We start from the raw sequence: 9,638 nt of genomic DNA on the forward strand, positions 1-9,638 counted from the left end.
TGTTATATTTTATTACATGAGCCATTATAGCAGAATTTTTTTTGAGTGTAAAGAAAAAAACAGAAATTTTCTAAAAATTCTTTCAATTTACATTCAGTCAATACTAAGAGCATTATCAAAAAACGAACGTTTTCTCTAGAAATAACTTTCTCAAAGAGAAAAGCTTAAAGTATGGTATAATATTAGAAATAAAAGGAATCTGGAGGATTAGAATCATGGTATCAACAAAAACGCAAATAGCTAGCTTTGAGTTTGACAATTGCTTAATGAATGCAGCGGGTGTGGCTTGTATGACGATAGAGGAACTAGAAGGTGTCAAAGACTCAGCAGCAGGAACCTTTGTCACGAAGACAGCAACCTTGGACTTCCGTCAGGGAAATCCTGAACCGCGTTACCAAGATGTTCCACTTGGTTCTATCAACTCTATGGGCTTGCCAAATAATGGTTTAGATTATTATCTGGACTACCTTTTGGACTTGCAGGAAAAAGAGCCAAACCGAACCTTCTTCCTATCTCTAGTTGGCATGTCTCCAGAAGAAACACATACCATCTTGAAAAAAGTTCAAGAGAGTGAATTCAAAGGACTGACAGAGCTCAATCTCTCTTGTCCAAACGTTCCAGGAAAACCTCAGATTGCCTATGATTTTGAGACAACAGACCGTATCTTGGCAGAAGTATTTGCCTACTTTACCAAACCTCTTGGGATCAAATTGCCACCTTATTTTGATATTGTCCACTTTGACCAAGCGGCAGCTATTTTCAACAAATATCCTCTTAAGTTTGTTAACTGTGTTAACTCTATCGGAAACGGCCTTTATATAGAAGACGAGTCGGTCGTGATTCGTCCTAAAAATGGTTTTGGTGGCATTGGTGGAGAGTATATCAAACCGACTGCTCTCGCTAATGTTCATGCTTTCTATCAACGCTTAAATCCTCAAATCCAAATCATTGGAACGGGTGGTGTTCTAACGGGTCGTGATGCCTTTGAACACATCCTTTGCGGTGCTAGTATGGTGCAAGTAGGAACGACGCTCCACAAAGAAGGTGTCGGTGCTTTTGAACGCATTACCAATGAACTAAAAGCAATCATGGCAGAAAAAGGTTATGAGAACCTAGAAGATTTCCGTGGGAAATTGCGCTATATTGATTAAGTTTAATAAAAAATCAGAAGAAAGGAGAGAAGATGCTAGCCATTGAAGACAGTCAGAAGTTGACTTTATCAAGTCTATCTAGCTTGAACCTATTTACAGGGACAGACCAGGGCCAGTTTGAAGTTCTGAAGAGTCAAGTGTTGAGGCAGATTGGTTATGATCCAGCTGATCTAAACTTTGCTTACTTTGATATGAAAGAAGTAGCTTATAAAGACTTGGAGTTGGAGTTGGTCAGTCTCCCTTTCTTTGCGGATGAAAAAATCGTGATATTAGATCATTTTGTCGATATCACAACAGCCAAGAAACGCTTTTTAACAGATGATGAGCTCAAGTCATTTGAGGAATACCTTGATAATCCTTCACCGACGACTAAACTTTTGATTTTTGCAGAAGGAAAACTGGATAGCAAGAGACGATTGGTCAAACTGCTCAAGCGTGACGCGACAGTATTTGATGCTATCGAGGCTAAGGAACAAGAACTCCGCCAGTATTTCCAAAAATGGAGCCAAAAACAAGGTCTGCAGTTTGTGGGGCAATCCTTTGAAAATCTACTTATCAAATCTGGTTTTCAATTTAGTGAAATCCAGAAAAACCTCCTTTTTTTACAGTCTTATAAATCCGACGGCGTGATAGAGGAGAAGGACATTGTCGAGGCTATTCCTAAGACCTTGCAGGACAATATTTTTGATTTGACTCAGCTTATCTTGGGTAAAAAGATCGACCAGGCCCGTGACTTGGTTAGAGATTTGACCTTGCAAGGGGAAGACGAGATTAAGCTCATAGCTGTCATGTTAGGACAGTTTCGTACCTTTACCCAAGTGAAGATTTTATCAGAAGCTGGTCAGACGGAATCGCAGATTGCAAGTAGTCTGGGAACTTACTTGGGGCGCAATCCTAATCCTTATCAAATCAAGTTTGCATTGAGAGATTCGAGAGGGATTTCCTTGGCCTTTCTCAAGCGAGCGATTTCTTATTTGATTGAAACAGACTACCAGATTAAGACAGGTGTCTATGAAAAAGGCTACCTGTTTGAAAAGGCACTCTTGCAGATTGCGGCAGAAGCAAATTGAGCAAAAAACTTGAAAAAAGAGGATGATTGCGTTATCATTTTCATATAGAAAGAAAAAGAGGTATTACAGATGGCTATTATCTTACCAGACCTTCCATATGCATATGACGCTTTGGAACCATACATCGATGCAGAAACAATGCACTTGCATCATGACAAACACCACCAAACTTATGTAAACAATGCAAATGCTGCTCTTGAAAAACACCCTGAAATCGGTGAAGACCTTGAAGCTTTGCTTGCTGATGTAGAATCTATCCCAGCTGATATCCGTCAAGCACTTATCAACAATGGTGGTGGACACTTGAACCACGCTCTTTTCTGGGAATTGATGACTCCTGAGAAAACGGCTCCATCAGCAGAACTTGCAGCAGCAATCGATGCAACATTTGGTTCATTTGAAGAGTTCCAAGCAGCCTTTACAGCAGCAGCTACAACTCGCTTCGGTTCTGGATGGGCATGGTTGGTTGTCAACAAAGAAGGGAAGCTTGAAGTAACTTCAACAGCAAACCAAGACACACCAATCTCAGAAGGTAAAAAACCAATCTTGGGCTTGGACGTTTGGGAACATGCTTACTACGTGAAATACCGCAATGTACGTCCTGACTACATCAAAGCTTTCTTCTCAGTCATCAACTGGAACAAAGTAGATGAGCTTTACGCAGCAGCAAAATAAAAAAATAGGAAGGGAAGAGTCATTCTTCTCTTTTTGCTTTATAAGGCAGGAGTCTGACAAAATCGTCAGACTTTTTTCATTTTTATGAGAAACGTGCTAACTGCTAGAAATTATGGTAAAATAGAGTGTTAAGTAATCGTGGAAAAGGAAGACTATGCGTAAAGAAATTGCACCTGAATTATACAACTATAACAAGTTTCCTGGCCCAGAATTTCAAGTAAATGGGGATAAGGTTGAGACTGAAGGGATTGCTTTTACCTTGGTTGAAAATATCAAGGATGCCTTCGATGTGACCGTCTTTAATCAACGCTTTTCAGAAGTGTTGACCAAGTTTGATTATGTCGTGGGGGACTGGAGCAATGAACAGCTTCGTCTACGCGGTTTTTACAAAGACGATCGAACAGAGGAAAAAATTGAAAAGATCAGTCGCTTACAGGACTATCTTTTGGAGTACTGTAGTTATGGTTGTGCTTATTTTGTCCTAGAAAACCAAGCACCGAAACGTGCGTCATTTGATAAAAAATTGCGTAAAAAGGATGAGGAAAATCATCCTAGAAGAGGAAAAAAACCTTCGCAAAACAAGAGAAAACCAAATACGGATAAGCGAAATAGGCGTCGCCATAAGGAACAGAAATCTCAGAAAGAAGACAAGGGACAGCGCCATTTTGTCATTCGTCAGAAATAGATAGAGAATAAGGAGAAGAGATGAAACCGTCTATTTATAGTTTAACACGTCAAACCATGCAAGAATGGGTATTAGAACAAGGAGAAAAGAAATTCCGTGCAGATCAAATCTGGGAATGGCTCTACCGTAAACGTGTCCAGTCATTTGAAGAAATGACCAACCTTTCCAAGGATTTGATTGCCAAGCTCAATGAGCAATTTGTGGTAAATCCATTGAAACAACGCATCGTACAAGAGTCGGCTGATGGTACTGTTAAGTATCTTTTTGAGTTGCCAGATGGCATGTTGATTGAGACTGTACTTATGCGTCAACACTACGGTTTGTCAGTTTGTGTGACCACTCAGGTTGGTTGTAATATTGGTTGTACCTTCTGTGCGTCAGGCTTGATTAAGAAGCAACGTGACCTTAATAACGGTGAAATTGTAGCGCAGATCATGCTGGTTCAGAAATATTTTGATGAGCGTGGTCAGGACGAGCGTGTCAGTCATATTGTTGTCATGGGAATTGGAGAACCATTTGATAACTACAACAATGTTTTGAATTTCGTCCGTACCATCAATGATGACAAGGGGATGGCAATCGGTGCTCGTCATATCACGGTTTCTACCTCAGGTTTGGCCCATAAAATTCGTGACTTTGCTAATGAAGGCGTACAGGTTAATCTGGCTGTGTCTCTTCACGCACCCAATAATGAATTGCGTTCAAGCATCATGAAAATTAACCGTGCCTTTCCGATTGAAAAACTCTTTGCTGCTATTGAGTACTATATCGAAACAACCAATCGCCGGGTGACTTTTGAGTATATCATGCTCAATGAAGTCAATGATGGAATTGAACAAGCCTTGGAGTTGGCTGAGTTGCTCAAGAACATCAAGAAATTATCTTATGTAAACTTGATTCCCTATAACCCAGTTAGTGAACATGACCAATATAGCCGTAGTCCTAAAGAACGCGTGATGGCCTTCTATGACACTCTCAAGAAAAAAGGAATCAACTGTGTTGTTCGTCAAGAGCACGGTACAGATATCGATGCAGCTTGTGGACAATTGCGCTCCAATACAATGAAACGTGACCGCCAGAAGGCAGTCGCAGCGGTAAATCCATAAAATGACTAAAAAAAGAGAATTAATCTTAAGATTGGGAGTGGCTGTTTACGGCCTATGCATTATCTGTTTTTGTTTTACTCCCCAGCCTCAACTTCCTACAGGAGTGGAAACTCCAGGTATTCAAACTTTTGGACGCCTGGTTTTTCTTTTAACTCCCTTAAACTCCCTTTGGAATCTGGGTGAAGTGACTAGTTTGGGACAAGTCATTTGGATCTTTTTGCAGAACATTTTAAATGTTTTCTTGCTTTTTCCCCTAGTCTTTCAACTGATTTATCTCTGTCCAAATTTGCGGCAAACGAAAAAAATTCTCCTTCTCAGCTTTCTACTGAGTCTAGGAATCGAGTGTACGCAACTACTCTTAGACTTTTTCTTTGATTTTAATCGCGTCTTTGAGATTGATGATTTGTGGACCAATACCTTGGGAGGCTATCTGGCTTGGCTCCTCTATAAAGGATTGCATAAAAACAAGATAAGGAATTAGGATGAGTATTTTAGAAGTTAAAAATCTGAGTCACGGTTTTGGTGACCGTGCAATTTTTGAAGATGTGTCCTTCCGTCTCCTCAAGGGAGAGCATATCGGTCTAGTCGGTGCTAACGGTGAAGGAAAATCAACCTTTATGAGCATCGTGACTGGTAAGATGTTACCAGATGAAGGGAAGGTAGAGTGGTCTAAGTATGTGACTGCTGGCTATCTGGACCAGCACGCTGTGCTAAAAGAAGGTCAAACCGTTCGTGATGTTCTCCGTACGGCCTTTGATGAGCTATTTAAAGCAGAAGCTCGGATCAATGACCTCTATATGGAAATGGCCGAAGACGGAGCGGATATCGATGCACTCATGGAAGAAGTTGGCGAACTCCAAGACCGTTTGGAGAGTCGTGATTTTTATACTTTAGATGCCAAGATTGATGAAGTAGCGCGTGCCCTCGGTGTTATGGACTATGGCATGGATACGGATGTAACAGTCTTATCAGGTGGACAAAGAACTAAGGTGCTTTTGGCTAAACTCCTCCTTGAAAAGCCAGATATCTTGCTTTTGGACGAACCAACCAACTACTTGGATGCTGAACACATTGACTGGCTCAAGCGTTATCTCCAAAACTATGAGAATGCCTTTGTCCTTATTTCGCATGATATTCCTTTCCTAAACGACGTAATCAATATCGTCTACCATGTGGAAAATCAACAGTTGACGCGTTATTCTGGTGACTACTACCAGTTCCAAGAAGTCTATGCCATGAAGAAATCTCAGTTGGAAGCAGCCTACGAACGTCAGCAGAAAGAGATAGCGGACCTCAAGGATTTCGTAGCCCGCAATAAAGCCCGTGTCGCAACTCGAAACATGGCCATGTCCCGCCAGAAGAAATTGGATAAGATGGATATTATTGAACTGCAAAGTGAGAAGCCAAAACCATCCTTTGATTTCAAACCAGCTCGTACGCCAGGGCGCTTTATCTTCCAAGCCAAGGACTTGCAGATTGGTTATGACCGCCCTCTGACCAAGCCTTTAAATCTTACTTTTGAACGCAATCAAAAGGTTGCCATTATTGGAGCCAATGGTATTGGGAAAACAACTCTCTTGAAGTCTCTCTTGGGAATTATCCCACCAATCGCTGGTGAAGTTGAACGCGGTGACTACCTAGAACTCGGTTATTTTGAGCAGGAAGTAGAAGGTGGGAATCGCCAAACACCACTAGAGGCTGTTTGGAATGCCTTTCCAGCCCTTAACCAAGCAGAAGTTCGTGCAGCCCTTGCCCGCTGTGGTTTGACAACTAAGCACATTGAAAGTCAGATTCAGGTATTGTCAGGTGGAGAACAGGCCAAGGTGCGTTTCTGTCTCTTAATGAACCGTGAAAACAACGTTTTAGTGCTGGATGAGCCGACCAACCACCTAGATGTGGATGCTAAGGACGAACTCAAACGTGCTCTGAAAGAGTATAAGGGTTCAATCCTCATGGTTTGCCACGAACCAGACTTCTATGAAGGCTGGATGGACCAAATCTGGGACTTTAACAATCTAACTTAAAAGCACTAAAAAAGCCAAATCGAAATGACTTGGCTTTTTTGACTAGTAGTTTAAATAGCTTTCAACTTCAGATTTCTCAATTTCTTTACCGTAGTGGCAAATAGGACAAGAAACGAAGTAACTTTTACCATAAGGGAAAAGTGGAATCCAGTAGAGGGTGAACTTGCGTCCAATTTCTACGATCTCCCAAGAGTCGACATTGTTACAGTGACCACATTCGATTGCAGTTTGCGTATGACCCAAATCTTTCTGATAACCTTTAGAACCCCAAAATAAAATCATGTCATCGTCTCCTTATCTGTTGATGGCTTATTTTTTGCTGAAGTCGTAGTCTTTCACTACTTCGATACTATCAATGGTGATAGCAGTAGTTGGTTTGTCTTTCTCATCTTTTTCAGCTTTGGCAATCTTGTCAACAACGTCCATACCATCGATGACTTGACCAAAGACAGGGTGTTTGCCATCTAGGCTAGGATTTCCGCCTTCTTTATAAGCTTCGATGATTTTCTTAGGATACTTGCTGGTAGGAAGTTTAGCTGAAATATCTGTCGAGTTTTGGTTGATGAAGAACTGGCTACCGTTGGTATTTGGTTGACCAGTGTTAGCCATAGCAAGGGCACCGCGGATATTGTATAGGTAAGGAGAGATTTCATTTTTGAAACCAGTTCCCTTGTCCTTCGTTTTATCCTTATCATGCCAGATGGATTGACCACCTGTACCATCTCCCTTAGGATCTCCAGTTTGGACCATAAAGCCATCGATGACACGGTGGAAGGTAATGCCGTTATAGTAGCCTTCTTTAGCGTGAGTAAGGAAGTTTTCAACTGCTAGAGGAGCTAATTTTGGAAAGAGTTTGATGCGAACATCGCCTTGATTTGTATGTAAAATGACCTCGGCTTCATCTTCGCCAACTTCTTTAGAAAGTTGAGGGAAGTTGGCATTTTCATTGGTTAAAGCGTCATTCAAATCTTTGGCAGCCTGAGCAGCTGCTTTTGAGCTTTCTTCTGCTGCAAGACTAGAGTCGACATAGTCGTCACCACGAAGACCACGCTGGATACTAGTGCATCCAGCAAGGGCTACAGTTGATAGTAAAAGAAGGGTTGCTAGTTTTTTCATTGTTTTCCTCTCAAAAATTCATTTCTATCATTGTACCTTAAAAGGGAGTTGATTTCAAATGTTTGTGACAAGGTAGTTTAAGAGGAAGCCGACCAGAAAGTCGCTTGCTTAGAGATTTTTCTTTGGATGACGGTCGATAATGTCCTGGTACTGTTCCAGTATCTGCTCCCCCTTTGGAGTCAATTTGTAACCACGAATTGAAAAGTAACTTGCTAATTCTTCTTCTGAAAAGTTGTCACGAAGGGATTGGTCCAAATATGGAGCCCTCATCTTAGACAGTCCTGTCATTCCCTTGCTTTTCAGAATATTCTTTTTTATGGTGGCATTTAGATGGTCAAGTGAATCAAAAGCTGTCTTAATGACAGCATAACCTTTTTCCACAGAGTTTTTAGATGCTTTGGGGTATCAATATCATAAGTGTACTCAAAGTATTTAGGAAACCAGGTCTCGAAAAGAATTATGCTTCCTCTTTCTGTCTGAGTTCAAAGAGGTCTTCTACTTTAAGATTAAAAACTTGAGCAATTTTAAGAGCCATTTCCAGCGAAGGGTTGTAACGGTTATTTTCCAAGTGCAGAATTGTCTCGCGTCGCATGCCGATGAGGTCGGCTAACTCCTGCTGGGTCATACCTGTGGACTCACGAACAGATTTGAGATTAGTAATAATTTTGCTTTCTTTGGCCATGCTTATCCTCTACGTTCCAAGATAAGATAGACAACCGAAAAGATGCAAATCAAGGCAGCTATGCTAATAAATATCTGTCCCATGTAAAGAGTGAGAGACCCCATATACCCAATGATAACTGCTAGGATCATCAGTGTGCCTAGTATAAAAACAAACATTAAGCTAGCTGCCTTTGCTAAATTAGCATAAAAGCGTTCGTCCGGAGTTTCCTTGACATTTTTTAAAGAGAAAAAACCAAATACAATCACTTCAATAACGAGGCCAATTCCCAAAATCCATTCTTTAATACCAGAACTTTCGCTTGGGGTCGCAACCCAAATCCCTACTGTATAAAAAATGCTTGCTGCAAACAAAAGTATCGTGTAAAGCTTAGCAGACAAGTCAAAAATAATCTTTCCCTTACCTTTCTGACTCTTATGAGGCCATGGTTTCATATGTAGCCAGCTCCAAATAGCTACAATTTGACCTGATACTGAAATACCAGCAATAACTAACTTGGGTCCCCAACTAAGATTAGAACCAAATAAAACAATAAAATCAATAAAGAGAGCTACGGCAATCATTGCAATGAGGCCACGCATTTTTTGACTTTTTTTCATGATAGACTCCTTTTTTGTGTTATAAATATATCACACTTAAAATTATGTTATAAATATATCACACTTAAATTTATAAAGCAAGAATTTATGTGTCAATGTGGCAATTATTTGAAAAAATTTTTTAATTAAAGACCTCGCTAGTCAAACAACTAAAGAATTCTTTGAAGCAATGCATCGTATTTGGTTTGATAGTTTCGTTAATAATATTTGATGATAAAGAATTTTTGGAAAATCTAGACACTGTATGAATCTCTACTTTTTTTCTTAGGCTTTTATAAAGTCTGTCAGAATAGGCTTTGTAGGTGTAGAAGTTAATTTTTACAGAAGTGAAGTAAGCATTCAATACGAATCAATACATAAGAAAAACTCTGATTTCAAGCGTTTTTTCTTTTTTCAATTTTAATACATTTCACTATATTTCAGTCCAATCTCTACCTTCTTATCTATACTTTGATGGAGCTGAAGTTGACATCTACAAAGTTTAATGTTAAAATTCATTCAAAAATATATTTGAATGAGGTGTTTTATGA

The 9,638-nt window shown here is 40.1% G+C and carries 12 protein-coding genes; 7 read left to right on the forward strand and 5 right to left on the reverse strand.

Annotated features, from left to right (window positions below):
• Positions 1–215 precede the first annotated feature (215 nt).
• The 7 genes from HMPREF0850_RS07760 to HMPREF0850_RS07790 all read left to right on the forward strand — a co-directional run bounded on the left by HMPREF0850_RS07760 (position 216) and on the right by HMPREF0850_RS07790 (position 6,711).
• Entirely contained in the window at positions 216–1,151 is a 936-nt protein-coding gene (locus HMPREF0850_RS07760) for a dihydroorotate oxidase (RefSeq protein WP_000255190.1), read from the forward strand.
• A 32-nt stretch (positions 1,152–1,183) separates the two neighbouring features.
• On the forward strand, positions 1,184–2,221 hold the full coding sequence (holA, locus tag HMPREF0850_RS07765) for a DNA polymerase III subunit delta (RefSeq protein ID WP_000879626.1): 1,038 nt from the start codon (positions 1,184–1,186) through the stop codon (positions 2,219–2,221).
• Between the two features lie 69 nt (positions 2,222–2,290).
• Complete coding sequence (gene sodA / locus HMPREF0850_RS07770) at positions 2,291–2,896, forward strand: superoxide dismutase SodA (protein WP_000974733.1); 606 nt, start codon at positions 2,291–2,293, stop codon at positions 2,894–2,896.
• A 154-nt stretch (positions 2,897–3,050) separates the two neighbouring features.
• Positions 3,051–3,581 (forward strand): YutD family protein, encoded by a 531-nt coding sequence (locus HMPREF0850_RS07775; protein ID WP_001224372.1) that lies wholly within the window; start codon positions 3,051–3,053, stop codon positions 3,579–3,581.
• Between the two features lie 20 nt (positions 3,582–3,601).
• Positions 3,602–4,687 (forward strand): 23S rRNA (adenine(2503)-C(2))-methyltransferase RlmN, encoded by a 1,086-nt coding sequence (gene rlmN, locus HMPREF0850_RS07780; protein WP_000804765.1) that lies wholly within the window; start codon positions 3,602–3,604, stop codon positions 4,685–4,687.
• A gap of 1 nt (position 4,688) precedes the next feature.
• Positions 4,689–5,168: a VanZ family protein gene (locus tag HMPREF0850_RS07785; protein WP_000163104.1), complete on the forward strand. Its 480-nt coding sequence runs from the start codon at positions 4,689–4,691 to the stop codon at positions 5,166–5,168.
• A gap of 1 nt (position 5,169) precedes the next feature.
• Positions 5,170–6,711, forward strand: coding sequence for an ABC-F family ATP-binding cassette domain-containing protein (locus tag HMPREF0850_RS07790; RefSeq protein ID WP_000025362.1), 1,542 nt, complete (start codon positions 5,170–5,172; stop codon positions 6,709–6,711).
• A 42-nt stretch (positions 6,712–6,753) separates the two neighbouring features.
• Here the strand turns inward: HMPREF0850_RS07790 and HMPREF0850_RS07795 are convergent, their stop codons facing one another.
• The 5 genes from HMPREF0850_RS07795 to HMPREF0850_RS07810 form a co-directional block, all read right to left on the reverse strand.
• Positions 6,754–6,993: a zinc-ribbon domain-containing protein gene (locus HMPREF0850_RS07795; protein ID WP_000600213.1), complete on the reverse strand. Its 240-nt coding sequence runs from the start codon at positions 6,991–6,993 to the stop codon at positions 6,754–6,756.
• A gap of 27 nt (positions 6,994–7,020) precedes the next feature.
• The gene (locus tag HMPREF0850_RS07800; protein ID WP_000731933.1) at positions 7,021–7,827 is read right to left on the reverse strand and encodes a peptidylprolyl isomerase; all 807 of its coding nucleotides are present in this window, start codon (positions 7,825–7,827) and stop codon (positions 7,021–7,023) included.
• Between the two features lie 108 nt (positions 7,828–7,935).
• A complete protein-coding gene (locus HMPREF0850_RS12965) occupies positions 7,936–8,208 on the reverse strand; it encodes a hypothetical protein (protein ID WP_009013947.1) in 273 nt (90 codons plus the stop codon).
• 76 nt (positions 8,209–8,284) lie between these two features.
• The gene (locus HMPREF0850_RS07805) at positions 8,285–8,509 is read right to left on the reverse strand and encodes a helix-turn-helix transcriptional regulator (RefSeq protein WP_001041097.1); all 225 of its coding nucleotides are present in this window, start codon (positions 8,507–8,509) and stop codon (positions 8,285–8,287) included.
• Between the two features lie 2 nt (positions 8,510–8,511).
• The gene (locus HMPREF0850_RS07810; protein WP_000749551.1) at positions 8,512–9,108 is read right to left on the reverse strand and encodes a hypothetical protein; all 597 of its coding nucleotides are present in this window, start codon (positions 9,106–9,108) and stop codon (positions 8,512–8,514) included.
• Positions 9,109–9,638: the final 530 nt, after the last annotated feature.

Source organism: Streptococcus sp. M143 (genome assembly GCF_000162495.1).
Taxonomy (GTDB): Bacteria; Bacillota; Bacilli; order Lactobacillales; family Streptococcaceae; genus Streptococcus; species Streptococcus dentisani.